Source organism: Vibrio sonorensis (assembly GCF_001854765.1).
Lineage (GTDB): Bacteria > Pseudomonadota > Gammaproteobacteria > Enterobacterales > Vibrionaceae > Vibrio > Vibrio sonorensis.
The window spans coordinates 270,540-296,077 of the sequence record NZ_LJJE01000036.1; the positions used below are offsets into that span (position 1 = coordinate 270,540).

Here is a 25,538-nt window from a genome sequence, read left to right on the forward strand (position 1 = left end):
CTTCTTGATTTACCCCGCTTCGCTACGCAAAAACGTTTTTCACAAACAAAGGTCGAAACCCATCGTGTTTGAACCCTTCAAAGGGTTATTTTTTAGAGGTTCAAATGGCGTTCCGATGATCTAGAGTGGGTAGATGTCGAAAATATTCAATACTCGATTTGAGTCATTCGTTATCTTTATCTCCGAACTAGATGAGGAGACACGTATGACGTTACGCACAAATTATTTCGAAATCGCCCCAGATGCCATTAACATCTTAATGAGTCAGGAAAGCTATCTTGCCAAACAGTTTGAAGTTTCGGACACGGTGAACACCATGGTGTGGGAACTGGTGAAACTGAGAGTATCGCAGATTAACCAATGCGCCTTTTGTATTGATATGCATAGCAGCGACCTACTTGAAAAAGGAGAAAAAACTCAAAGAATTATTGGTGTAAGTGCTTGGCGTGATATGCCTTTTTACTCAGAGCCAGAGAGGGTAGCATTGGACTGGGCTGAACACTTAACTAGGGGTAAACCGATTGATGACCTTTACTATCAAGCAGTAGTACAATCCCTTGGTGAAAAAGGAGTGGTTGACTTAACGATTGCTATTAACGCCATCAACAGTTGGAATCGCATAGCGAAAACATTTAAGCCAGAGGTAGGAAGTTATAAACCTAGATAATCAATCATTAGAGCCTTTTAGCTTAAAACTCGTTAAGCCAAGTGGGTCACTTTCGGCCTTGGTTCAGGGGATATGGTCAGCGTCAATGTTGCAAACTGGCCCCCTTGTCAAATCACTTTATGCCGATGCGGGTAGTGGCGTTGTTTTTAACCTTTCTGGTCAACTTACTATTGGTGGTGAGACCATACCAGAAGGCGTTATTGTGCTGCCCGCGCAAACAAAAGCGGAAACCATTGCACTTGCTCCAAATTCGCAAATTGCCGGTATTCGCTTTCATCCGGCAATAGGGTTTGGATTACTTGGAAAACACTATGAAAAGCCGACCATATTGCAAGAAAACCAGATTCAACCTTATGATTTTTATCGCATCAATTCAAAATTACTAAGCCTTAAGGACAACTCAGAAAGGGTAGATGCTCTTTTGGAATGGGCGAGAGAACAGTTCGATATAGTGGATGTGATACCCGATGATATGGAATGCGCCTTAGATTCGATAAGACAAGGGGATGTAATTAGCAAGCTTAGTGAAAAAACTAAGGTGAGCCAACGTCATATTGAACGTCATTTCAAACATTGGTTGGGAATGACACCAAAACACTATCAGCGAATTCTTCGGATAAAAAAGGCGGTTGGTTATCTGCGTCAGCATCGCGGCGCCAATTTAGCGGAGGTCGCTCATACGTTTGGCTTTAGTGACCAAGCGCATATGACAAGAGAGTTTCGTACGATAGCGCGCCTTACCCCAAAACAGGTGTGAACCGTTCGATAAGCAGGGCGCGCTGTGAACTATTTTATCGGTAGATATACCTCAGTAAGTAGGTCGCATTCGTCGACTTGATGAATAAAGTTCAAGTAACGGAAAAAGCAAGGGAAGTCTCTTAACTCTTCTCTGCTTTCTGGTAGCCACTTTCGATACAAGTAGAAGACAGTGTCAACGATAGTGTCATGGCTACCTTTGTGAATGGCAAGGGCGCAACGACCACTGGGAATCGTGCTCGATTTGACCCCATATGTGTTTTCAGGAACCTCACCATTGTGAGAACCACATATATCAAACCGGTAATTTTCGTCAGATGTGTCATTTGGATCAGTGTGAGGGATACCAAATGTTTCACTGGTTTTTATGGGAGATAAGCCAGTCGCTTTCCTCCAATCGATAAACTTAGCTGTTGTTTCAAAAATCAGTTTTGGGCTACCTTTATGTTCAATTAATGCGACTTCTCTTTGCGTGAAATCAATAATTTGAATATCCATTGCGCTGTCTCCTAGTGTCGGTGGATGATATTCGTATTTGGAGTGCCAAGAACGCCACTCAGGTTGATTTCTAAATTGGGAAGGAGATTGTGCAAATATCCGAGAAAAAGCTCTAGAAAATGCCTCTAAACTTTCAAAACGCGCTTCAAAAGCAATATCGGTAATAGTGAACTGCGACTCAAACGCCAATCGAAAAGAAGCGCGTTTCAATCTAGCCATTAGAACATACTGCATGACGCTTATTCCCATAAACGATTTAAAGACGCGGTGAAAGTGGAACTTCGAGCTTGCTGCAACTTGGCTAAGTTGCTCAAGTGAAAATTCCTCATCTAAGTTTCTGTCGATAAAATCACACACTTTCTTTATTTGTCGTTCATGACGTTTCATCACGTTCATTGTCTTTCGTTCCCAATTAAGAAATTGCAGAGATAATACCACGGGGAAAAGGATAATCCTGATTGAAATTGCGGGATTTAGGTAGATTAGACACCCGCTTAGCACGATTAAACGTAATTTGATTGAGTCTAATTACACTTGCCATTTTCTTCCAATTGACAAAGTAGCCAGATACTTTCCAACCAGCAGGAGTTAGACACATGATAATTGTTTGGGTAGATATTTAAACTTGTATCGCTAACTTAAAGGTGATACTCATATAACTTATGAAACAAATTTACCTAAATGCAAAAACCACCACTACCACCATGAGGAGACTCAGGGGGTAGTTTTTTGCGTTGTTAGAAAGCCTCTGAGTGAGTCATCGCCAGAGGTTTTTTTGTATCTAGGCTTTGTATTTCACTCAGAACAAACTGGAGTAGAAATATGAAAACGCATCGTGATATTGCAGAACAACTCGATTTGTTCCACTCAGAAGTACAAGCGCCGGGTATGGTGTTTTGGCACCCTAATGGATGGCGTCTGTTCGAGAACATTAAAAACCACATGAGGCGGGTTTATCTGAAAAACGGCTTCCAAGAAGTGAATACCCCCGTGTTTATGAAGCAAGAGCTTTGGGAAAAATCTGGTCACATGGATATGTTTGCCGACAACATGTTTTTTGGAGGAGGTAAAGATGAACGCGAAGGATACGTTCTTAAACCCATGTCATGCCCTGCACACATTATGCTGTATAAGCGTGGTGTCCATAGCCACCGAGACTTACCAATAAAGTTGTTTGAGTTTGGTTTAGTTCACCGCAACGAGTCGTCTGGTTCGCTAAATGGTTGTTTACGAGCGAGGCAGTTTACCCAAGACGATGCACATGTGTTCTGTCGCTGGAATCAAGCAGAAAGTGAAGTTCGACAGTTTCTTCAACGTGCCAATAAGGTGTATGGCGATTATGGCTATGAGCAAATTGAAGTAAAGGTTTCTACGAAACCCGATAAAGCTTTAGGCGATGATAGTGAATGGGAACGTGCGCAAGAAGTTCTATTCTCCGCTTGTCGAAACGAAGGGCTAGAGGTTGAGATACAACAAGGAGAAGGCGCATTCTACGGGCCGAAAATAGAACTTTCGCTAAGGGATTCAATGGGAAGAAGTTGGCAATGTGGAACCATTCAGTTTGATTTCAATCTCTCAAAAAGATTCGATGTTCAATACGTCAATCAACATGGAGATTTCGATACGCCAGTTATCATGCATCAGGCGATGTATGGTTCAATCGAGCGTTGGATTGGAATCTTGCTAGAGGTATCACAAGGTGATTTACCTTTGTGGGTGCACCCACTTCCCGTGGCGATTGCATCTGTCAACGAATCCAATACGGACTGCGCCAAACGCGTTGGTACAATGCTGTTAGACAATGGTATCCCGGTAAACACCGACATATCACAAAGTTCGGTGGGCAGAAAAATGAAACGCTTTCACAAGATGAAGATCCCATTTGTGGTTACTATTGGTGATGCGGAAACGTCAAACAGCACGGTTTCAATTAAAAATCGCAAAGGTGGTCAAGTGGAGCAAATTCCCATCGAAGAGCTGGTGGAATATGTATTATCAAAATTTATAGCAACAGAAAAACAAAAATAGTGTTTATAGTTTATTGAAACGTTTCAACCTCTGAGCCAAATATTCAGCTACCACTGGCGTAATGTTGAAATGAGAGTGTAAGCAACAGTTTTATTGGTAATATCTAGAAGAATACAAGGGCAGGTTTGACAAGCTGCCCAACTTAAATAAACGAAATTCGGCGAATGATTGTGTCTGTTTATGATTTTTTAGTCGATGAAGAAATACTAAGAAGTTATTGCTTATTTATAATAAATACAAACCGACTACTTACAAAGGATATTTAAAGATTGAGTTTTTTCCAATGGTGGATGTTTCATTTCTAATATATAGTTTGCGCATCATAGTATTTGTCTTGTTTATCTTTTATGGTCTAGTAATACCTCGAAAAAATGCGAAATATTATTATTTGACCATTGTAAATCAATGGTCAAATAGCCCAGTTGTGGGAAAGTAATAAATAGTTACTATTTTAGAAATTAAATATCCTGACAAGGAGAAATTTTCAGTAAGAAGTATAGGGTATTTTGTTAGCTTTTTGGTGTTTTATACCAGATTTGGGAAAGCCCAAATTTGGCGCAAGAGGTACAGATAAGTTTTTGCCCTTTGTTGACAATAATCAGCTCTAGTTCTTTTCTATGCTCTTTTTCACTATTTTTCATTACTATATATATTTTTCCATTCTTTATGTAGTAATTCTTTTTACTAGAGGACAAATCTGTTTTAAAAGTTACCAATTTATTAAAAGATACAGAAATACTTCTTTTTTTTGATGCTTGATAGGATCCATAGTAGATGCTGTCTTCCATGTCATAATCGCGCCAAATAAAGAGCAATAAGAACAAAAAAATAGTGGTTGTAACAGTAAGTCGAAACATAATAAATTCCTCATTGGCGATTACTATGCTTGTCTGTCTTTTATAAGTTGTTGTTTTGTTTGAATTCTTTTGGTGTGCACTTGTAATGGTGCTTAAACCTTTTGGTAAAGTAACTAGGGTCGCTAAATCCCACTTCATAAGATACAGAAGTGATGTTGTGTCCTTTTGAAAGTAGTACCCCAGCTTTTTCTAGTCGAACAATTTCTATGTATTTACCTAGCGTTGTACACGTCATCGATCTGAATTTTTTTCTAAACTCAGACTCTGATATCGCTACTCGTTGGGATATAGACTTGTATGTCCAGTCCTTTGTTAAATCTTCGTGTATAAATTTAATAGCTGAAATTATCTTGTTGTTTAACTTTGAGTCAATATCGTTGCTTTTATTTCCAATTATTTTTGATAATGTATAGTGGAATATTTCAAGTGATTTTGTTGTTAACTTTAGGTCGTGTAGTAATTTTGGAGCAGAATTTTGTTTCTCACTACTTTGGCAGTCATAAATGTTTTTTCCCATCCGATATAGATTTATATCTAGTGGTGACTTACTAAGTGTGAAATCAATGCCAGAAATGTAATCCCCAAACTCTAAAATAGACTCATTAAGCAAAGACATGTCAATGGCTTCGTTATTGAATTTTATGCTAACGAATTTTACTTTTTTATTGTTTTTAAACTTAACTGAACCATATTTGTCAGAACCTCGGTGAAAAACCAATAAAGTATTATCGTCGATATTTTGTAATTTTTTTCCATTGATTTCAATGTCAAATCTAGATTCAAGAATAATTACAATGCTAAAACCTGACTCGAAATCAAGTTCTATTTGAGTATCATTGAACTCAACTTCATCTGCTATTATCTCGATATTTCCACATAGTGTAACTTCTCTATATGGTGAATATTTATTTAGCTCTAATCCAGTGGAGGAAGTAACGACTTTTTGAGGTTCACTGAGCAAATTTGTCGTCTCAATACATTTTTTCATTATTATCTTGGGCTGATTTTCACGGTCTGTTTTATATATAATAATATTCTTGTATCAAAATCGTTGTCAAATATATTTTTATGGAACGAGAGACTGCAAAAATTTTCATTTTAATTTTCCAATTATACCAGTGAAAGTGAAATATTTACCATTAGATTTAGTCGGTAATAATTATCATTAGCTTGTTTGTTTGTTTGTTTGTTTGTAAAAGTATTAATTGAATAAAAGTAGGTAACAAATGATTTATTTCAACTACTTAGAAACCAGATGCAAAACAAAAATTAAGCTAATGACGGCTTCTAAAAATTATTTTGAAAATCATATTGATAAAATAAAAGAATCGAGTGATGACATAGTTACCCAGTTTGAGTTAGATATGTTATTAGGAAATTCTATTAGTAGGTGTTTAAATGAAAAAAGATCAAAATGTAAAACCGAGCATGTTTCTTTTCGTGAACTTGATTTTTATTTTAAAATGGTTGCAATGCCTATAGTTTCTAGCGAAACTTTAGAAATATCAGGCTATGAGGTTTTAGGAAGAGCTTTTGAATCTAATGGGGAAATTATTGAGATAACAAAAGCGATTAGTATCATGTTAGATAATGGAGTAATATCCAACTATACTTTGTCCCTACTGAAAAAACTCATCCAATTTATTCTTGAGCAAAATCTAGATAACATTAGATTTTCTATTAATATTGAAAATCAATCATTAGATGAAGAAGATTTCGCTACACGTGTAGAATTATTACTCAAGACACTTAATTATAATCCTGTCGGTATTACTCTAGAGGTTACTGAAAGGCAGAGGGTTCGATCAATCATCAAGAAACGTAACCTGCAACGTCTATTTGAACTTGGTTTCTCTATTTCGTTGGATGATTTCGGCGATATGCATGCGACTTTTGAGGAGCTAACGCTCTACCCTTATTCTCAAGTTAAGCTGGATACAAAATGTGTTGAGCGTTGTATGCATAATGAAAACTATCGCTACTATGTACAATGGGTGCTCGCTATTTGCCAATATAACAAACTAAGTATTGTTGCGGAAGGGATTTCAGATTTAACTAAATTGACTTGGACGCGTAGAAACTTATGTGTTACACACCTACAGGGATTCTATATTGGGAAACCATGTTCTTTAAACGGTTTGTGCAGTGAAAAAGTGCCTTAAAATAAAATGATTTTAATAAATCTATTAACATGCAATTATTAATCGTTTATTTTATTAATTTGTGTTCAATAGATGGGAATAGAGTGTTTTTTAAATTCTAATTTTTTATTTTGTTTTTTACTGGTAATAAATGCATTTTTTGTGGTAATTTTTGTTTTTTATTTTAAAAGTGTTATTTATTACAAAGAAAATAATCGTCTTTGTTTTTATTTATTTTGGACGTTTTATTATTTTGTCTGATTTGGTTAAAGCACAGGACAAAATAATGAAATATATCTATCACAATAGAAATTTTGTATTATTTATTTCAGGGATTTTAATATCCGCTTGTAACGGCGGATCTGATGGTGATAGTCCAGGAAATCCGCCAGATATCCCTAAAATAGAAAAGCACTACGTGCAAGTAATTGATGGTTATCTTCAAAATGCTTCTGTCTGTGTGGATAGAAACCGTAGTTTGGAATGTGATGATGGTGAATATTTAGCTGGTTTTACCGATAATGTCGGTTTGATTGAGATAGCTCCATCAGATCGTCAGTTTGGTCTAATAGCAAAGGTCATTGAGGGTACAAGCAAAGACGGCGATGATATCAATGTTGTTCGCCATTCTTACACTATGGCGGCACCTGCCGGGGAAAAAATCATAAATCCGTTCACCACTTTGGCCGTGGTTAACAAAACAACGATTGACGAAGTTGCCGCAAACCTAGACTTACCAAGTAATGTGATTAAGTCTGACTATGCTTCTAGCAGAGCTATGGGGGCAACAGCTCAGATTGTTGCTGCAATGGCACGTTCTATTACCGATGATTATCAAGAGAAACTTGTAGATACGGGTTCAAAATCTAAGGTATATTTTCCAAACTCAAAGCTTATAAAAACAAAGCACAAGAGTTGCAAAATAAGTACGGGATAATAAGTGGAGCAAAACTATATATAGGTACTGATGGCAAGGTCAAACATCGTAACATTTCTAGAAATATCGAAGATGCGTTAAAGCGACTTACCAATGAAAGGGGCGATATATCAGTTTCTTCTACTCACACGAGCCCATACCTGGGACATTGGACCAATGTTAACTTTAATTCTAGCAAAAAAGAGATAACGTTCGAAACAAAAACTGGCGAGCTTAAAAGGAATTACGAAGTCTTTGGCAACACTTTTGTTATTCGTCGTTCTAAGTCTGGAGATTTGCATCATAACTTTCCGTTCTTTACTAATCATCGTATGGTTTACAGCAGCAAAAATTTGATTGTTTCGGTTACAGAAACGTTTGGCGACATATTCTTGTGGAAAAGAAAGGGTGTAAAGTCTGGGTCAATCGAAGAAAAATATTTTATAAATAAGACGGCCTATCTTATTCGAGAAGATGGTTTGTATGGAAGTGATGCTTATTCTCCGGAGATGCTAAAAATACATTTTCGGGCTAACAAAACGGTTTCTATTACGCGGGATCGAGGGAAAGGTGTTATCAACGGGAAGTGGGAGTGGAGTCAGGGCGTGCTTTCGATCACCAATCTTTCTACCGCGATATCTGGTAAAAAGCAAATCACGTTAAGCATAGATATTGCCGATGATAGGGTTTTCGTCGCAAAGGACGTTGAAAAGCCATACCAGAACACGACTCCTCTATTAGTTACCTTTGACCCTAGTGTCATGAGAAACTTGATAGGGTCGTCTCAATACTATGCTCAAACACACCCTACAACACAAGCGGATGATGGCAAGTCCAAAGTCAATACTTTAAAGCATTGGATGATTGAAAAACAGTTCACCAAAATGCCAATGACAAACGTAGTCCTAGCAAAGCGCAAAGAATCGATTTACTTTGACAAAAACGGTACAAAGGCAACGTTTAAGAAAAATGGAGTAGTAGTAAAAGTAGAGTATGAAGCGACAAAATCAGCCGACTATAAAGGTAGATTTAAAGGACCATTTGCTAAAATTACGCTCGATAACAAAACCTACCAGATTTTTCAAAATGGAAGAATGTTGTTGGTGAATCCACCAAGAGACGAAGATGCTTTTGTACTGTATAAAGAAAATATCATTAACGTGCCAGAAATTTTGGAGCCAATAGTACTCACTAGACAAGGTACATGGATATATGTTTATGACAAAGCGCCAATCTCAAGTAAAGTAGCCGCTCCAGATTGGGCAAAACTGACATTTAAAAACAATGGCAGAGTAATCATAGAACGAGACAGTCAGAAAAAAATAGTTGCTCGTTGGCATATAATCTCCAATAAAGATGAGCACAAATCTATAGTTATTAATCAGCCTGACAGTGATAAACACGTTTGGTTAGAAGGGACACAAAAGTTAGAGCTTGGGGTTCTGGTTTCGCAGAAGATTCAAGAGAGACCAAATATGTTACTCAATATAAAAGGAAATGGCGTTGAAGCAATCCGTTACATGTCAACAGATAACAGTGCCCTGGAATTTTTAAAAGCTTGGCAAAAAAGCAGCTTTAAATCTGGAAGTTAAACCTTCTTTAAACAAAAAGCGAACCGTTAAGGTTCGCTTTTATTATCAGTAAAAACAACCCAATGAAAGGGTTGCTCTCAATACACCAAGCTTAATCTTCGTAGTTATCAATACTCGGACAAGAACAGATTAGGTTACGGTCGCCGTATACGTTATCTACGCGATTAACCGTTGGCCAGTATTTCCAGCTTTTGGTCGCCGTAGATGGGAAACAAGCGATTTCGCGCGAGTATGGACGATCCCACTGGTCATTGGATAGATCAACTTGAGTATGAGGAGCGTTGACTAGAGGGTTGTTCTCCAGCGGCCACTCGCCATTTTTCACTTTGTTCATTTCCTCGCGAATTGCGATCATCGCGTCGCAGAAACGGTCTAGCTCTTCTAGATCTTCCGACTCAGTTGGTTCTACCATAAGCGTACCCGCTACAGGGAACGACATAGTTGGAGCGTGGAAACCATAGTCCATTAGGCGCTTGGCGATATCTTCTTCACTAATTCCAGTTTCTTCTTTTAGCGGACGAATGTCGATAATACATTCGTGAGCCACGCGGCCATTGGTGCCACGGTAAAGAACTGGGTAGTGGGGGCGTAGACGTTCCATGACGTAGTTAGCGTTAAGGATCGCTACTTTGGTTGCTTCTGTAAGGCCAGCTTCTCCCATCATGGCAATGTATGCCCAAGAGATCGGAAGGATAGAGGCACTACCAAGATCCGCTGCAGCAACCGCATAATCGTTACCTTCCACACCATTTTCTACGTGACCTGGAAGGAATGGTGCCAGGTGCGATTTAACACCGATAGGGCCCATACCTGGGCCACCACCGCCATGAGGTATACAGAAGGTTTTATGCAAGTTAAGGTGCGAAACGTCTGATCCGATAAGACCGGGTGATGTTAAACCTACTTGCGCATTCATGTTAGCTCCATCAAGGTATACTTGACCGCCAGCTTCATGAACCATTTCACAAACTTCTTTCACCTGCTCTTCGTACACGCCGTGTGTTGAAGGGTAAGTGATCATAATGCTCGATAGGTTATCGCGATGTTTTTCGATCTTCGCTGCTAAGTCTGCAACGTCGATGTTGCCATCATCGTCACACTTCACTACGACAACTTTCATTGAAACCATAGAAGCAGTAGCAGGGTTAGTACCGTGTGCTGAATTTGGGATTAGACAAACGTTGCGATGACCTTCACCACGGCTTTCATGGTAGCGCTGAATGGCTATCAAGCCTGCGTATTCACCAGAAGCTCCTGAGTTTGGTTGTAGTGAGAAAGCATCATAGCCGGTGATTTCGCATAGCTTTTCTTTCAGATCTTTTGCTAATTCTGCGTAACCTGCCGCTTGCTCTATTGGAGCGAATGGATGGATTGAACCAAATTCAGGCCATGTAACCGGGATCATCTCAGCAGCAGCGTTTAGCTTCATTGTGCAACTGCCCAGCGGGATCATTCCGTGGGTCAATGAAAAGTCTTTGTTCTCCAGCTGTTTTAGGTAACGCATCATCTGGGTTTCACTATGGTGAGTGTTAAACACAGGGTGCGTGAGATATTCACTGGTACGACGGCAGTTTTCAGGGATTGCAGCGTATTCATTAGTCGCGATTTCAGCAGACAGTACCTGCGCATCTTGCGAAATACCGAACACAGAGAATAGGGCTTCGATATCGCTTGTGGTTGTGGTTTCGTCAAAGCTGATACCCAATTTACCATCTAGCTTACGCAGGTTCATATCGGCTTGTTGCGCTTTTTGGTATAGCGCTTCAGTTTGATCTGCGGTGTTGATGGTAATCGTATCGAAGAAGCTGTTATGAGCCAGTTCAAAACCCGATTTAGTTAGACCAGCTGCTAAAATCGCTGTCATATGGTGCGTACGACGAGCAATAGTGCGCAAACCCTCACTGCCGTGGAATACGGCATAGAATGAAGCCATATTGGCAAGCAGAGCTTGTGCAGTACAGATATTTGATGTCGCTTTTTCGCGGCGGATGTGTTGCTCACGGGTCTGCATTGCCATGCGAAGCGCTTGATTGCCATTACTGTCAATGGAAACACCGATAACACGGCCCGGCATGGTGCGTTTGTGTTTGTCACGTGTCGCCATAAATGCTGCGTGTGGACCGCCGTAACCCATCGGAACACCAAATCGCTGTGCACTACCAATTACAACGTCAGCACCCATCTCACCAGCGGGTTTTAGCAGAGCAGAAGCCAGTAGATCGGTCGCTACCGTTACTAACGTTTTGTTGGCTTGCGCTTTTGCGATTACGTCCGTCAAGTCACGAACTTCGCCAGTGGTACCCGGGTACTGAACAAGTGCGCCAAATACGTCTTGCTCTGGTAGGGATTCGAGTGCGCCGACAACAACTTCAAAGCCGATGTATTGAGCACGTGTCTCGACCACTGCCAATGTTTGTGGATGAACGTCATCAGCGACAAAGAATACTTTGCTTTTGCTTTTTCCTGCACGTTTACAAAGGGTCATCGCTTCTGCAGCCGCTGTTGCTTCATCCAACAGAGACGCGTTGGCGATGTCCATTCCCGTTAGGTCCATAACCATTTGCTGGAAGTTTAGCAGTGCTTCCAAGCGGCCTTGTGATATCTCTGGTTGGTAAGGTGTGTAAGCCGTGTACCAGCCCGGATTCTCAAGAACGTTGCGCAGAATTACGTTGGGTGTGAAGGTGTTGTAATAACCTTGACCGATAAATGTGCGCTTGATTTGGTTCTGATTGGCAAATACTTTCATCGCTTCCAGCATATCCGCTTCGCTCTTTGCTTCTGCCAGTGTTAGTGGCTTTTCAAGGCGAATTTGTGCTGGAACGGTTTCGTCGATCAGTGTATCTAGGCTAGCCGCCTTGATATCGTTGAGCATTTTTTGCTGATCAGCTTTGTTAGGTCCGTTGTGGCGAGCAACGAACTCGTTTTGTGTGCTGAGGCTTTGAAGTAATTCAGTCATTTTCCTTTACCTACTCCATGGTTCGGATTTAAAAAGTGTTTACTCACCGTTGAAGGGGAGTGAATGGTTTACCGAACCTTGAAAAAAAGCTGCCCTAAGCGGACAGCTTTACAATCTTCTACTACTTAATCTTCTTCGATTGAGTTTTGGTACTCTTCGGCATCTTTGAGGTTATCTAGTTCAGATGGGTCGGCCATCTTAACTTTAACAATCCAGCCGCCTTCATAAGGTTCTTCGTTGATTAGCTCTGGGCTATCTTCTAGCTCTTCATTGATTTCTACGATTTCACCAGTGATTGGTGCATAGATATCTGAAGCCGCTTTTACCGACTCTACAAGTGAAAAGCTTTCACCTGCTTCGATTTCGTCATCTGCTTCAGGTAGGTCGACAAAAACCACGTCGCCTAGCATCTCTTGTGCATGCTCTGAAATTCCGACAGTTACTGTGCCGTCACCGTTGTCTCGTACCCACTCGTGGCTATCTGCAAACTTCAGTGTGTTATCCATTGCTTAATCTCCAAATATAACTTTTAAGGATTTAAAATAGTTTATTGGTAAAGAGGAAAGCGAGCGCATAGAGCTTTAACTTGTTTGCGCACTTTTTGCTCTACTTCTGCGTTGCCTTCAGGGTTTTCTAGTAGCCCATCTAGCACATCGCCAATCCAGTTACCGATGAGTTTGAATTCTTCTTCGCCAAAGCCTCGGCTTGTTCCCGCTGGAGTTCCCAAACGGATGCCTGATGTAATCATAGGCTTCTCTGAATCAAATGGGATACCATTTTTGTTACATGTGATCCCAGCGCGTTCTAATGCTTCTTCAGCTTTGTTGCCTTTCAATCCCTTAGGGCGAAGGTCTACCAACATTAAATGAGTATCAGTGCCACCAGTTACTATGTCACAACCGCGAGTTTGCAATACTTCAGCTAGAACTTTTGCGTTTCCGATCACTGAATCGATATAAGTTGAAAACTCAGGGCCTAAGGCTTCACCAAAAGCGACAGCTTTTGCGGCGATGACGTGCATCAAAGGACCACCTTGCAGGCCGGGGAAAACAGCGGAGTTAATTTTCTTTATGATTTCTTCACTATTAGTAAGAATCATCCCACCGCGTGGGCCGCGCAGTGTTTTGTGCGTGGTTGTGGTAACGACATGAGCGTGAGGGATCGGGCTTGGGTGAGCGCCAGTTGCGATTAGACCAGCGATATGTGCCATATCGACCATTAAGATTGCGCCCACTTCGTCGGCAATTTCACGGAATTTTGCAAAATCGATAACGCGAGGAATCGCACTACCACCGGCGATGATCATTTTTGGTTGATGTTCAATGGCAAGTTGGCGAACGTCGTCGTAGTTAATTTCTAAAGTTTCTTTGTCTACACCGTACTGAACGGCGTTAAACCACTTACCAGAAAGGGCAGGGCGAGCGCCGTGAGTTAAGTGACCTCCAGCGTCTAAAGACATGCCTAAAATGGTGTCGCCGGGCTGAAGTAGTGCGAGTTTTACTGCCCCGTTCGCTTGTGCACCAGAGTGTGGTTGAACGTTTGCGTATTCGCACCTAAAAAGTTGCTTTGCACGCTCGATAGCGATCGCTTCTACGGTATCTACATGTTCACATCCGCCGTAGTAACGGCGACCAGGATAGCCTTCTGCATACTTGTTGGTTAGGCAGGTGCCTTGCGCTTGCATCACTGCTTTAGAAACGATGTTCTCGGAAGCAATGAGCTCAATCTGTTCGTTTTGACGTTCGAATTCCGCTTGAATACCAGCGAATACCGCGTCGTCTGTTGCAGCGAGGTTGGTTGAAAAAAAGTTTTCCAGACTGTGGTTTGGGTAGCTATTGTTCATGGTAGATGACCTTAAAATTTGCCGATGAGCGATAAACGAATTTCTATTCTTCTCATCAGTCCTCTATTTAGTTCTGCTTAAAAGTAACTGAAAGCAGAGTGGTTTCCTTGCCCTAAAATTTGGGCCAAACACCGCGATTAATTGTTAATAATGTCAATTGTGGTTCGCGGGAACAGCATCTCTTCATCTAACAAGTTGGTAACATAACGTCTGATGGAGCAATAATCAATAAAAAATTTCCTATTGGAAACAAGTGTTCGGTATTTGCAACAGACAGCACACTTTATTTCCACTGTCGATCTTTTCAGCGAATAGCCCATGGTGCACAATGATAATTAGACAGGAAGTAACGAAGATAACAACGAGGGATTTATGTCTGAAGACATTTACGACGAGTACCCTTCATTGACCTTAGCGAAAGAATCTCAAGAGCAAACTATCGAGCCTTTAAAACTTGGTCAGCGCATTAAAGATATCCGCGGGAAAATGGGTATCACTTTAGAAGAAGCTAGCCAACGCACAGGGTTAGCCCGTTCTACGCTTAGTAAAATAGAAAACGAGCAAATTTCACCGACGTTCCAAGCCATGCAGAAACTGGCAAATGGTTTACAGATAGATATGCCGCAACTCTTTGAACCGCCAAGAAAAAAGGTGGCGGCAGGGCGTAGAGACATTACCCGTTTCAAGCAGGGCAAACCTCATCCTACTCAAACCTACGAACACGAATTGCTGGCGACTCAACTTTCCAATAAAAAGATGATGCCATTTAAAAGTCGTGTAAGAGCGCGAAACTTTGAAGAATATGGCGACTGGATCCGCCACGACGGTGAAGAGTTTTTATTGATCTTATCTGGTGCGGTGCAGTTCTATTCGGAGTTCTATGAACCGGTCGTTTTAGAACAAGGTGACAGTGTATATTACGATGCCAATATGGGTCATATGCTGGTATCTGTCAGTGATGAAGATGCGTTGATTTTGTGGGTAACTGCTAAGTAACGATTAACTAACTAAAATTTCTTATAGTGAAAGCAAACGTTTGCGTTATGGTTTGCTTTTTGTAAAATGACGCCGTAATACTCAGTGATTGGTGAGTTTCGGCGTCATTTTTTATATTTAAAAATGTGATTAAAATGTTAAATGTCACATTTTGAACGATATGGTGAGCTATAATCGTGCATTATCCGCGGACTCGTGTTTATTATTGGAAACATGGTTTCCCGAGAATGGAAACGAACCTGATTAAATGGAGACAACAATGAGTCAAGAACTACTACAAACCCCTCTGCACGCGCTTCATGTGGAAGAAGGCGCGAAGATGGTTCCTTTTGCCGGATACGACATGCCAGTTCAATACAAGCTTGGTGTAAAAAAGGAGCATTTACACACTAGAGATGCAGCAGGTTTGTTCGATGTTTCTCATATGGGACAGTTAAGGCTTCGTGGTAATGGCGCCGCTGCTTTCTTGGAGTCTCTCGTACCTGTAGACATTGTTGGGCTTGCTCAAGGTAATCAACGTTATGCGTTTTTTACTAATGAACAAGGCGGCATCATAGATGACCTAATGGTAGCTAACATGGGTGACCACTTGTTTGTTGTTGTCAATGCGGCGTGTAAAGATCAAGACATTGCGCATATCCAAAAGCATCTGCCTGAGGATGTGGCTCTTGAAGTTATTGACGACCGAGCGCTACTTGCCCTGCAAGGACCAAAAGCTGTCGACGTACTAAAACGCTTTAACGCTGAAGTGGCGGAAATGGTGTTTATGGACGTGAAGACGCTAAACATTTTAGGTGTTGAATGCGTTGTTAGCCGCAGTGGTTACACTGGCGAAGATGGTTATGAAATTTCCGTTCCTTCCACACACGCAGCTGAACTGGCAATAAAACTTACTGCAGAAAATGAAGTGGAGTGGATTGGCCTTGGTGCTCGCGATTCTTTGCGTTTGGAGTGTGGCCTTTGTTTGTACGGCCATGACTTGGATACGACAACAACACCAGTAGAAGCTAGCCTACTATGGGGCATTCAAAAAGTTCGCCGCAAAGGTGGAGAAAGAGAAGGTGGTTTCCCAGGCGCAGATATCATTCTTAGCCAAATTGAGACGAAAGATGTGGCACGTAAACGCGTTGGTTTGGTTGGTCAAACTAAAGCACCAGTGCGCGAAGGTGCGGAGCTTTTTGACGCTGACGGTAATAAAGTCGGTGTAGTCACCAGCGGTACGGCAGGGCCAAACGCGGGTAAACCGGTTTCTATGGCTTATGTAACAACGGAATTGAGTGCCCTGGCAGTGAAGTCTTCGCCGAAGTTCGCGGTAAAAAGCTGCCTATGACGGTCGAAAAAATGCCATTCGTACCTCAGCGCTATTACCGTGGATAAATGAATTAAGATTAACTTTTCTTAGGTAATAGATTGTTAACATGTGAAAACATCGTCAATTGTCTTAAATAAATCCAATTCCTACAAAAAACCTCTTAATTAGAGGTTTTTTTTAAGCTCGGATTTTATAGATTAAACCTTGTTATAAATGATTAAATTAGGCTTCAAATGAAAACTAACCTTGCTCTAGTATTTGCCTTACTGGCGAGCAACGCAGTGGCGAACGATATTAGCGCTTACATCGTCAATGGCTCTGGGGCCGATGTGAATAACTTTCCTTCCACGGCAACCTTGTTTTATGATTCCCACGAAATCGATAGCAGGTATTCCACGACAAGCTACTGCGGAGCAACGGTGATTGATGCATACCATGTTCTTACCGCTGCGCATTGTGTATATGACAGCGAAGCGGCTCGCTTGTTCACAATTGTAAGTCCGAAGTTGCAGGACACACAGACATACAACCCTAATTTTTCACCAAGATATAGAGTAAGTTCAGTATATATACGCTCAGATTACATTGATTCAGAAGCAGAGTTTTTACCAAATGATATAGCAATTCTTAAATTAGAAGCGCCTATGTCAAATATTACTCCTGTCGCGTTTTCTGCTGATAAATCGTATAGAAACAGTTCTCAATCTTTTGTCACTGTCGGTCATGGTAGTACATCAAGTAATGGGAACCCGTATCGAGGCCCTTTAAATAAAGCCGATCTTGAATACGTGTCTAATGATGTTTGTAAAGGGGCATTTACAAATGGCAATGAAAAACTAAAAGATTCCCATCTTTGCTTCAAAGGCACGCCGACAACCAATAGCGCTATCTGTAACGGCGACTCTGGAGGTGCGGTTTATTGGAACAATGCGGGCAACTTAGTCCAAGTTGGTGTAACTAGCTTTGGTCCGGTAATTTGTGGTAGCACCCCTACGGCTTCTTCAGTGTTTACCGAGGTGACAGATTACAGAGGTTGGATAAACAGTGTTGTGGGCGGTGCTGTTTCTCCGACATACACTGCCAACAACGACGAGCGCAACGCACACATAACGAAATACGGGCAGATTAATCTGAGTGCTAAAGTATCATCAAGCTCTTCAGTTAAAGCTACATCGGGTGGATCAAGTGGCGGTCAATGGCCATTGTGGCTCACATTCGCTTGTGCTGCTTTAGGGCTAGTTAGAAAGCCGAATTAAATTAATGTAAATAAACATTCCCCTAACAATTATGGAACATTAGCTACAATTAAATTTAGTTAGTGTTCTATTTCTTAGGGGGAAGCATGAAACATTACCTTTCCTGCGTCGCTATTGTTTTGCTTTTTAGCGCCAGTTCGATGGCCTCTAGCGTTTCGGTTACGCCCTATATCGTAAATGGAACCAATGCGAATTTAGTAAATTACCCCAACTTCGCCAGTCTTTTCTATCGAACCAGTTCTGTCTATAGTACATCAAGCTTTTGTGGAGCTACCATGATCAACTCCCAGTATGCACTGACGGCGGCTCATTGTATTTATGGCGAGTTCAATACCATGCTCTATACCGTTGTAGTGCCTAATCTTGAAGATGAAGACAATTTTTTATCGGCGGCCCAAGTAAAGGCCGTTGAGTTCTACTATCCAGACGATTATGTCGAATCGCAATCTCAGTTATGGCCAAATGATATCGCTATTATTAAAGTAGAGGCTGGGCTGACCGTGCCCGACTATTTTAGCTTGCTAAACAGCACAACTGATACTAACTATCCGGCTGGTAGCGGGTATAAAGCGGTAGGCCACGGTAATGTCGCAACTAATCAGACTGGTGGCAGTGTCCTTTTAGAAACCGATCTAACTTTTGTGGACAATACCACTTGCAGAGGGATATACGGGAACGCCCTTAGTAGTAAGCAGATCTGTTTTGACGGCGTGATAGGGGCGTCTAGTCTTAAAAATGCTACCTGCTCAGGTGATTCGGGTGGCCCTGTTTATCAGTATGTGGGCAGTCAATACATTCAAATTGGCCTCACGAGTTTTGGACCAGCGGTTTGTGGTAACCCCAGCTCTCCGGTCGTAGCCGTTTTCACTGAAGTTTACGACTATATTGGATGGATATCTAATGTCATTAATGGGTTAGAAACCCCTAAATACTACATTACTACGCAAAATGGGGTACGTTCTTTAGTGGACAATTCTGGACATATGGCCGCGACAGAACCCACTCCTGTGCAAGAAAACACAAGTAATCAGACTGGAGGTGGGGGAGGAGCTGTTGAGGAAGGGCTCTTATTCGCTATCCTATTCCTCAACTTTTTCTATAGACGCCATCGGTGGAGAAAAAGCTGACAAGCGGTTAACGAAAGATCTATCACTACTGCTTCTCAATTATGAGACTCGTTCTATAAATGACTGATATATAGTTTCTTTATTTATCCTTGTCATAGTATTCTGCGGTTAAATCGTACAGGGGAAGTTGACTAATTGTAACTAAACGATAGTTTTAGTTACTCAGTTAGTCGATCCGGGGAGTTCTGATATGGAAAACCATAATATGCATAAGATTACTCTGCTGTCTGATGTCAGCATGCAGTCCAAGTTGTTTAAAGACTCACTGGAAAAAGGGATAGAACTTAATGTAGAAATCGTCTCTTTGGAAGAGTTGGCTGATGATACTCGTCAAGCAAGTTTGGCAGCAGATTATATTCTAATCGATTACCATTATTTGGATGATGATCATTTTGAAATATACAACCAAGCCAAACAAGCCATTCATAGTAGTGCGAAAGAAGTCGTTATCAACTGTCCGCAACAAGTACCGTCGACCACCTTGTTTAAGTGGAGAAACCTCGTTGGTGTCTTTTACATAGACGATGATTTAGACCTTCTTCTCAAAGGTATGAGTAAAATCATGCAAGATGAGATGTGGTTGTCTCGCAAGGTTGCACAAGATTATATCGAGCATTTCCGTTGTGCTAATAATGTGACCACCTCAAAAGCGTATGCAAATCTTACTAAACGTGAAAAAGAGATTATGCGCCTGCTTGGCCATGGAGCTTCCAATCTTCAAATCGCTGAAGAGCTGTTTGTTAGTGAAAATACGGTAAAAACCCATCTTCACAATATCTTTAAAAAGATTAATGCGAAGAACCGTCTGCAAGCTTTATTATGGGCCAACAACAATATCTCGCTGGAAGAACGCGTTTAATAAGCGAGTCCAATTGCAAAAAGGAGCCCTAAGGCTCCTTTTTTAATGGCTAGTAGATGCAGAGAAACTAGTCGTAGATGGTAGGGATAGGCGCTCGTTTGTGTTGAGTCGCTTTGTAAATAGCCACTAAGCGCTCAGAAACAGCGGCTTCTACGGGTTTCCCTTCTAGGAAATCATCGATTTGCTCATAGCTTAAGTTGAGCGCGTCTTCGTCCGCTTTTTGTGGGTCTAGTTCTTCTAGGTCTGCGGTTGGTGTCTTTTGAACAAGAGACTCAGGTGCGCCAAGGGTAGCGGCGACTTCGCGAACTTGTCGTTTGTTCAAACCAAATAGCGGGGCGAGGTCGCAAGCACCATCACCAAACTTAGTGTAAAAACCAGTGATGTTTTCCGCCGAATGGTCGGTTCCCAGTACCAATCCATTGACGTAACCAGCAATCTCGTATTGTGCCACCATTCGAGCTCGCGCTTTTACGTTGCCCTTGACGAAATCAATTTTTGCTTTGTCATCAGGAAGTAAGCCAGTGCTTTGCAAAGCTTGATGAGATGCCGAGTGAAGTCCGTCTACGCCGTCTTTAATGTTTACCGCAACAGAATGTGTTGGCTTGATAAAAGAGAGGGCTAATTGCGCTTCGTCCTCGTCCTTTTGCGTTCCATATGGCAAGCGCACTGCGATAAACTGATATCCACCGTCAGTTTCCTGATTGAGTTGGTCTACAGCAATTTGGGCTAATCTACCCAAAGTGGTGGAATCCACTCCGCCGCTGATGCCAAGAACCAATGACTTGCAGCCCGCAGCTTGAAGCTTCGATTTGATAAATGCGACTCGTCGGGTGATCTCAAAGTGAGGATCGATAGATGGTAGCACTCTCATTTCATCCCGAATTTGCTGTTCCATAGGTTTTCCTTTCTGCAAGCAATGTAAATTAAGGTTTTAGTGGTAGTATACCGTCTGTTGTGAGTGTCTCAAGTCCCCGTTTTGAATGAATATTGGAGAATTGAGTTTGTTATTAATTCATTGTGTTTTTAGAGACAACGCTAATGTGTGAAAGGGAAGATAGATGACCAAAATAGCTGTATTTGGCAGTGCGTTTAATCCGCCGAGCCTAGGACATAAAAGCGTCATTGAGTCACTAAGTCACTTTGACAAAGTATTACTTCTTCCAAGCATTTCCCATGCTTGGGGCAAGCAAATGTTGGATTATCAAATACGCTGCCAACTTTTGGATGCTTTTATCTCTGATCTTGCACTGGAAAATGTAGAACGCAGCCGAGTAGAAGAGCGGTTGCATAAGCCCGATGAAAGTGTCACTACCTACGCCGTGTTGAGTTCTTTAACAACAAGTTTTCCAGACGCTGACATTACGTTTGTTCTTGGGCCAGATAATCTCTTCAATTTTTCAAAGTTCTATAACGCTAAAGAGATCACCGAGCGCTGGAACGTATTGGCATGCCCTGAACGCGTAAAAGTAAGAAGTACAGATATCAGGAATGCGATATTACAAGGAGAAAGTGTGGAGACACTGACAACACCCAGTGTGGCGACACTATTGCAGCAGGGCAAATACTATCGGTGATACTCTCCTAAATTAGGAGAATATATGAGCCTGACTGGTTTAATTTTACTTGCTAGTGCGCTGCAATCCGATATCACACCCTGCCCGAATAGCACCCACACTAACCCGTCAAAAGACGTTTCAGTTCTACTTAAACCCAGTCGTTGTGATATTGAACTATCTCTACCTTTGCAGCGTAACTCGGCCGAATTTCATCTTGATAACCAGTCCGTAGATTATTCATCTTATTGGGGAAGCTGGCTGGTTGATACAGGCTCCGAACCGTTACTCTCTCAATCGTATCACTCAAACTATTTTGGAGTGGGTATATGGATGCCAGAAGATTTGAGTGAAGAGAGCGCACATATGAACACAAAGGAGTGGCTAGAGAACCAAGGTCTTCAATTCTCTTTAGGTTTTGGCGATCTCAATAGTGGTGAACCGCGTCTGCGGTTGGACTATCGCTGGCATGAAGTCTATCAGGCGATGTAATGATGAATGTTGAACTGCCATTTTAACTCGATAGACGCAGATCGTCCTTATGCGTTTTGCCAAACAAACCTTTAACCCGCATGAACCATTCTTTGGCTAGCCGCTTTTGTTTTGTGTATGCGCCGGATTAACGCGCACACAAAAATGACGCTTTGCAGTAATACAATGCTAGGTGCTGGCGCACTATCTATGTGGAAACTGAGGTAAACCCCGGCAAACATAGTGAGCAGGTTTACCAACGTCGCCACCCAAAGCATATTGGAAAACTCGCGTACGGTTAGAAAAGCAATCGCACCGGGAGCAATAAGGAGCCCTATAGCCAAAATAAGGCCAACAGCGTTGAGTGTCGCAACAATAGTCAGGGATAAAAACGTGAGAAGGGAGTAGTGCAGTAATTTGATGTTCAATCCACTTACTCGGGCTTGTATCTCGTCAAATGCGAGCAGTAGGTAGTCTTTCCAAAATAGTATTAAGCCAGTAGTGACCACAAGTGAGACGATGCTCGCTGTGATGATTTCACCTTTGTCTACCCCAAGCATATTACCAAACAGAATGTGATCGAGGTGGGCGTAGGTATCTAAAGCCACGTAAAGAACAATACCAGCGGCAAACATGCCGGAAAATACCACCCCCATGACAGTGTCTTGTTTAAGTCGTGAATTCGAAGCAAAAAAGCCAGTCAGTGTGCTACAAAGCATGCCGGCGACGAATGCGCCAATCAAAATTGGGATACCGGTGACATAAGCTATAACAATACCAGGTAAAACGGCGTGGCTTACCGCATCTCCCATTAACGCCCAGCCTTTCATTACTAAAAAGCAAGAAAGTAAAGCGGTAGGGACGGAGATAACTAAGCAGATCAAAAATGCATTTTGCATAAATGGAAACTGGAAAGGCATGGTTAAGTCCATCGTTATGCTCCTTGGGCTGACGTCGTTTCGAGGTGATGGCAAGAGTTTGTTTTGCTTAGATGAGTTAACGCCTCTTTAGAACGGCGCTTCGCCGCCCAGTAACCGTGTTTTGGAGCCAGCAAAAAGGTAACAATAAAAACAACGGTCTGTAAGCAAACAATAATCCCACCCGTTGCCCCGTCTAGGAAAAAGCTACTATAGGCGCCGATAAAACTAGTGCTACTACCAATCAAGACAGAGACAAGAATCAATCTTGGGAATCGGTCACATAAAAGGTAGGCGGTGGCGCCCGGTGTCACAACCATAGCAATAACCAACAAGGCCCCAACGGTTTGCATCGCGGCAACGACACATGCCGACAATAGAGTGAAGAAAACCGCTTTTAGTAAAGCAGGGTTTAGGCCAATTGAGCGTGCGTGGTTTTCGTCAAAGAAGGTCACCATTAAGTCCTTCCATTTAAGAAGTAAAATGCCCAAAGTAACGAAACCGATGATAGCGAGCTGAAGGGTATCACTCGGGGTAATCGCCAAGATGTTGCCCATGGTGATGGTCTCGACACTGACAGAAATCGGGTTGATAGAAATAAGAAACAAACCTAGAGCGAAAAAGGAGGTAAAAACAAGGCCAATTATCACGTCGATCTTTAGCCCTGAACGCTCTGATAAAAACAGCATAGAGCCCGCTGCGATGCCTCCAGAGATAAAGGCGCCGAAAGCGAAAGGTAGCCCGATGATATACGCTAGAGCAACACCGGGAACAACAGCGTGAGCAAGAGCATCACCGATAAGAGACCAACCTTTCAGCATTAAGTATGCCGAAAGAAATGCGCAGACGCCCCCAACCAACGCCGACACCCACATGGCATTTGTCATATACCCATAAGAAAAAGGTTGTAGCAAGATATCAATCACGGCGAAGCTCCCCTTTGTCGGTAGTGACATGCCTGCCACCGTATTGAACAAACGGACGCTCGTCATCGGTAAGAATAGTGAGCTCTCTAGCATCCTCATCATCGTGTAGCGCATCTCCTCCCAAGGTGAAGTGACGAAGAACGCCGCCAAATGCCCGTTGGAGATTTTGCTTTGTATAAGTGGTTTCAATTGGCCCCGAAACGAGTACCGTTTTATTCACCATTATGGTGCGGTCGCAAAACTCAGGTACCGAGCCTAAGTTGTGGGTAGAAACCAAAATAACGTGGCCTTCTTTTCTTAACTCTTTAAGAAGAGCAATGATCTGATGTTCAGTTTGGACATCAACTCCAGTGAAGGGCTCATCGAGTAAGATCACCTTAGCTTGTTGGGCAAGAGCTCTGGCGAGAAACACGCGTTTTTTTTGTCCCCCAGAGAGCTCGCCAATTTGCCGTTGCCTAAAATCGATCATATTGACGCGCTTAAGCGCCTGTTCAACCGCTTGGTGATCCGACGCTTTGGGCTTGCGAAGCCAGTTCATATGACCGTATCGACCCATCATAACGACATCTTCAACAAGGACGGGAAAACTCCAGTCGATCTCTTCTGACTGAGGAACATAAGAAACGAGGTTTTGCTTAAGCGCCTTGTTAACTGACTGACCGAGGATCTGAATCGCCCCCTGAGCGGTTGGAACGAAGCCCATAATCGCTTTGAACAGGGTGGACTTACCGGCGCCATTGACCCCTACTAGCGCCGTTACCGAACCACATGGTACAGAGAAGCTTGCATTGTGTAAGGCGGTATGGCCATTTCGGTAAGTAACCGTTACATCATCTGCTTGAATGCCTAGTGGTGAGTTTAATGCTGCCTGATTCATAGTCATTAGTTTGTGTTGGGTCGCGTTTTATGGCGAATTAAAAGAGACATCGCCCCACCTAAGAAGCGGGGCGATGAAATTAGTTTACAGAGCTAAGCCCTTTTGCAACGGTTTCCGAAGTTACGGTCAAAAGATCTAGGTATGTTGGAACCGGACCATCACTAGTCGAAAGAGAGTCGACAAACAACTCGCCGCCGTAATGCGCACCCGTTTCTCGGGCAACTTGTTTAGCCGGAGAAGTGTTAACCGTTGATTCACAGAACACGACAGGGATGTGGTTCTTTTTCACACCGTCAATAACAGAGCGAACCTGCTGAGGAGTGCCTACTTGATCGGCGTTCATTGGCCACAAGTACAGTTCGCGAAGGCCGAAATCTTTAGCTAGGTAGCTAAACGCACCTTCGCACGTTACCAACCAGCGATCGCTATCAGGGATCTGAGCAACACGTTCTTTAAGAGGCTCAATAGTGGCACGCAATTTCGCTTTGTAAGCCGCAGCATTTTTTACATAGATAGCCGCATTGTTAGGATCGTGCTCAGCAAAAGCTTCTACGATGTTATCGATGTAAATCAGCGCATTATCTAGTCCCATCCACGCATGTGGATTTGGCTTTCCTTGATAAGAACCCGATGCGATAGGAATAGGGTTAATACCTTTGGTCAGTGTCACCGCAGGCACGCCATCAAGGTTGGCTAGGAATTGTTCGAACCAAAGTTCTAGGTTCATACCATTCCACAAAATTAAGTCGGCATCCGAAGCGCGAACAATGTCTTTTGGGGTCGGCTCGTAACCGTGAATTTCAGCGCCAGGCTTTGTTACCGAAACGACTTCTGCAGCATCTCCGGCCACGTTGGAAGCCATATCTGCAATAACAGTGAATGTGGTGACTACTTTCATTTTATCTTCATCTGCGTGAGCAAAAGACGAAGAAGCAATAAGCAGCGATGCAGCAAACGCTAACTTGAGCTTGGTCATAATTATCTCCTTGT

General features: G+C 42.3%; 23 protein-coding genes and 1 pseudogene. 13 read left to right on the forward strand and 11 right to left on the reverse strand.

Features of this window, described 5'->3' with window-relative positions:
• The first annotated feature begins 205 nt into the window (after positions 1–205).
• On the forward strand, positions 206–667 hold the full coding sequence (locus BLO31_RS07965) for a carboxymuconolactone decarboxylase family protein (protein ID WP_070964237.1): 462 nt from the start codon (positions 206–208) through the stop codon (positions 665–667).
• 85 nt (positions 668–752) lie between these two features.
• Positions 753–1,424, forward strand: a complete 672-nt coding sequence (locus tag BLO31_RS07970; RefSeq protein ID WP_070964239.1) for a helix-turn-helix domain-containing protein — start codon at positions 753–755, stop codon at positions 1,422–1,424.
• A gap of 29 nt (positions 1,425–1,453) precedes the next feature.
• Here the strand turns inward: BLO31_RS07970 and BLO31_RS07975 are convergent, their stop codons facing one another.
• The gene (locus BLO31_RS07975) at positions 1,454–2,317 is read right to left on the reverse strand and encodes an AraC family transcriptional regulator (protein WP_070964241.1); all 864 of its coding nucleotides are present in this window, start codon (positions 2,315–2,317) and stop codon (positions 1,454–1,456) included.
• Between the two features lie 426 nt (positions 2,318–2,743).
• On the opposite strand from BLO31_RS07975, the gene thrS reads away from it, so the two are divergent.
• The gene (gene thrS / locus BLO31_RS07980; RefSeq protein WP_070964244.1) at positions 2,744–3,949 is read left to right on the forward strand and encodes a threonine--tRNA ligase; all 1,206 of its coding nucleotides are present in this window, start codon (positions 2,744–2,746) and stop codon (positions 3,947–3,949) included.
• Between the two features lie 509 nt (positions 3,950–4,458).
• Here thrS and BLO31_RS07985 read toward each other — a convergent pair.
• Positions 4,459–4,806 (reverse strand): hypothetical protein, encoded by a 348-nt coding sequence (locus BLO31_RS07985; RefSeq protein ID WP_070964246.1) that lies wholly within the window; start codon positions 4,804–4,806, stop codon positions 4,459–4,461.
• Positions 4,807–4,846: 40 nt separating this feature from the next.
• On the reverse strand, positions 4,847–5,794 hold the full coding sequence (locus BLO31_RS07990; protein ID WP_070964249.1) for a helix-turn-helix transcriptional regulator: 948 nt from the start codon (positions 5,792–5,794) through the stop codon (positions 4,847–4,849).
• 238 nt (positions 5,795–6,032) lie between these two features.
• Between BLO31_RS07990 and BLO31_RS07995 the strand changes: the two genes are divergently transcribed.
• From BLO31_RS07995 to BLO31_RS08005, 3 genes are all read left to right on the forward strand, one after another.
• A complete protein-coding gene (locus tag BLO31_RS07995) occupies positions 6,033–6,968 on the forward strand; it encodes an EAL domain-containing protein (RefSeq protein WP_070964251.1) in 936 nt (311 codons plus the stop codon).
• 151 nt (positions 6,969–7,119) lie between these two features.
• Entirely contained in the window at positions 7,120–7,884 is a 765-nt protein-coding gene (locus tag BLO31_RS08000; RefSeq protein ID WP_070964254.1) for a hypothetical protein, read from the forward strand.
• Positions 7,863–9,455: a hypothetical protein gene (locus tag BLO31_RS08005; RefSeq protein WP_070964256.1), complete on the forward strand. Its 1,593-nt coding sequence runs from the start codon at positions 7,863–7,865 to the stop codon at positions 9,453–9,455. The genes BLO31_RS08000 and BLO31_RS08005 overlap by 22 nt, the downstream gene beginning before the upstream one ends.
• 91 nt (positions 9,456–9,546) lie before the next feature.
• On the opposite strand, the gene gcvP is transcribed toward BLO31_RS08005, so the two are convergent.
• From gcvP to BLO31_RS08020, 3 genes are all read right to left on the reverse strand, one after another.
• Entirely contained in the window at positions 9,547–12,411 is a 2,865-nt protein-coding gene (gcvP, locus tag BLO31_RS08010) for an aminomethyl-transferring glycine dehydrogenase (protein ID WP_070964259.1), read from the reverse strand.
• Positions 12,412–12,536: 125 nt separating this feature from the next.
• A complete protein-coding gene (gene gcvH / locus BLO31_RS08015; RefSeq protein WP_070964262.1) occupies positions 12,537–12,917 on the reverse strand; it encodes a glycine cleavage system protein GcvH in 381 nt (126 codons plus the stop codon).
• 41 nt (positions 12,918–12,958) lie between these two features.
• Positions 12,959–14,254 (reverse strand): serine hydroxymethyltransferase, encoded by a 1,296-nt coding sequence (locus tag BLO31_RS08020; RefSeq protein ID WP_070964264.1) that lies wholly within the window; start codon positions 14,252–14,254, stop codon positions 12,959–12,961.
• 372 nt (positions 14,255–14,626) lie between these two features.
• On the opposite strand from BLO31_RS08020, the gene BLO31_RS08025 reads away from it, so the two are divergent.
• From BLO31_RS08025 to BLO31_RS08045, 5 genes and pseudogenes are all read left to right on the forward strand, one after another.
• The gene (locus BLO31_RS08025) at positions 14,627–15,250 is read left to right on the forward strand and encodes a helix-turn-helix domain-containing protein (RefSeq protein WP_070964266.1); all 624 of its coding nucleotides are present in this window, start codon (positions 14,627–14,629) and stop codon (positions 15,248–15,250) included.
• 259 nt (positions 15,251–15,509) lie between these two features.
• Positions 15,510–16,627 (forward strand): annotated as a pseudogene (gcvT, locus tag BLO31_RS08030) (glycine cleavage system aminomethyltransferase GcvT).
• 168 nt (positions 16,628–16,795) lie between these two features.
• Positions 16,796–17,818: a S1 family peptidase gene (locus BLO31_RS08035; RefSeq protein ID WP_070964270.1), complete on the forward strand. Its 1,023-nt coding sequence runs from the start codon at positions 16,796–16,798 to the stop codon at positions 17,816–17,818.
• A gap of 86 nt (positions 17,819–17,904) precedes the next feature.
• Entirely contained in the window at positions 17,905–18,945 is a 1,041-nt protein-coding gene (locus BLO31_RS08040; RefSeq protein ID WP_070964273.1) for a S1 family peptidase, read from the forward strand.
• A gap of 190 nt (positions 18,946–19,135) precedes the next feature.
• Complete coding sequence (locus tag BLO31_RS08045; protein WP_070964277.1) at positions 19,136–19,804, forward strand: LuxR C-terminal-related transcriptional regulator; 669 nt, start codon at positions 19,136–19,138, stop codon at positions 19,802–19,804.
• A gap of 67 nt (positions 19,805–19,871) precedes the next feature.
• On the opposite strand, the gene nadE is transcribed toward BLO31_RS08045, so the two are convergent.
• Complete coding sequence (gene nadE, locus BLO31_RS08050; RefSeq protein ID WP_070964281.1) at positions 19,872–20,699, reverse strand: ammonia-dependent NAD(+) synthetase; 828 nt, start codon at positions 20,697–20,699, stop codon at positions 19,872–19,874.
• A 163-nt stretch (positions 20,700–20,862) separates the two neighbouring features.
• Between nadE and BLO31_RS08055 the strand changes: the two genes are divergently transcribed.
• Complete coding sequence (locus tag BLO31_RS08055; protein WP_070964285.1) at positions 20,863–21,378, forward strand: nicotinate-nicotinamide nucleotide adenylyltransferase; 516 nt, start codon at positions 20,863–20,865, stop codon at positions 21,376–21,378.
• Positions 21,379–21,402: 24 nt separating this feature from the next.
• Positions 21,403–21,849, forward strand: coding sequence for a hypothetical protein (locus tag BLO31_RS08060; protein ID WP_084659653.1), 447 nt, complete (start codon positions 21,403–21,405; stop codon positions 21,847–21,849).
• 71 nt (positions 21,850–21,920) lie between these two features.
• On the opposite strand, the gene BLO31_RS08065 is transcribed toward BLO31_RS08060, so the two are convergent.
• From BLO31_RS08065 to BLO31_RS08080, 4 genes are all read right to left on the reverse strand, one after another.
• Entirely contained in the window at positions 21,921–22,760 is an 840-nt protein-coding gene (locus tag BLO31_RS08065; protein ID WP_070964289.1) for a metal ABC transporter permease, read from the reverse strand.
• 2 nt (positions 22,761–22,762) lie between these two features.
• Positions 22,763–23,668, reverse strand: a complete 906-nt coding sequence (locus tag BLO31_RS08070) for a metal ABC transporter permease (protein WP_139158966.1) — start codon at positions 23,666–23,668, stop codon at positions 22,763–22,765.
• Positions 23,664–24,548, reverse strand: coding sequence for a manganese/iron ABC transporter ATP-binding protein (locus BLO31_RS08075; RefSeq protein ID WP_070964292.1), 885 nt, complete (start codon positions 24,546–24,548; stop codon positions 23,664–23,666). Before BLO31_RS08075 ends, BLO31_RS08070 begins: the two co-directional genes overlap by 5 nt.
• Positions 24,549–24,627: 79 nt before the next feature.
• Positions 24,628–25,524: a metal ABC transporter substrate-binding protein gene (locus BLO31_RS08080; protein ID WP_070964297.1), complete on the reverse strand. Its 897-nt coding sequence runs from the start codon at positions 25,522–25,524 to the stop codon at positions 24,628–24,630.
• Positions 25,525–25,538: the final 14 nt, after the last annotated feature.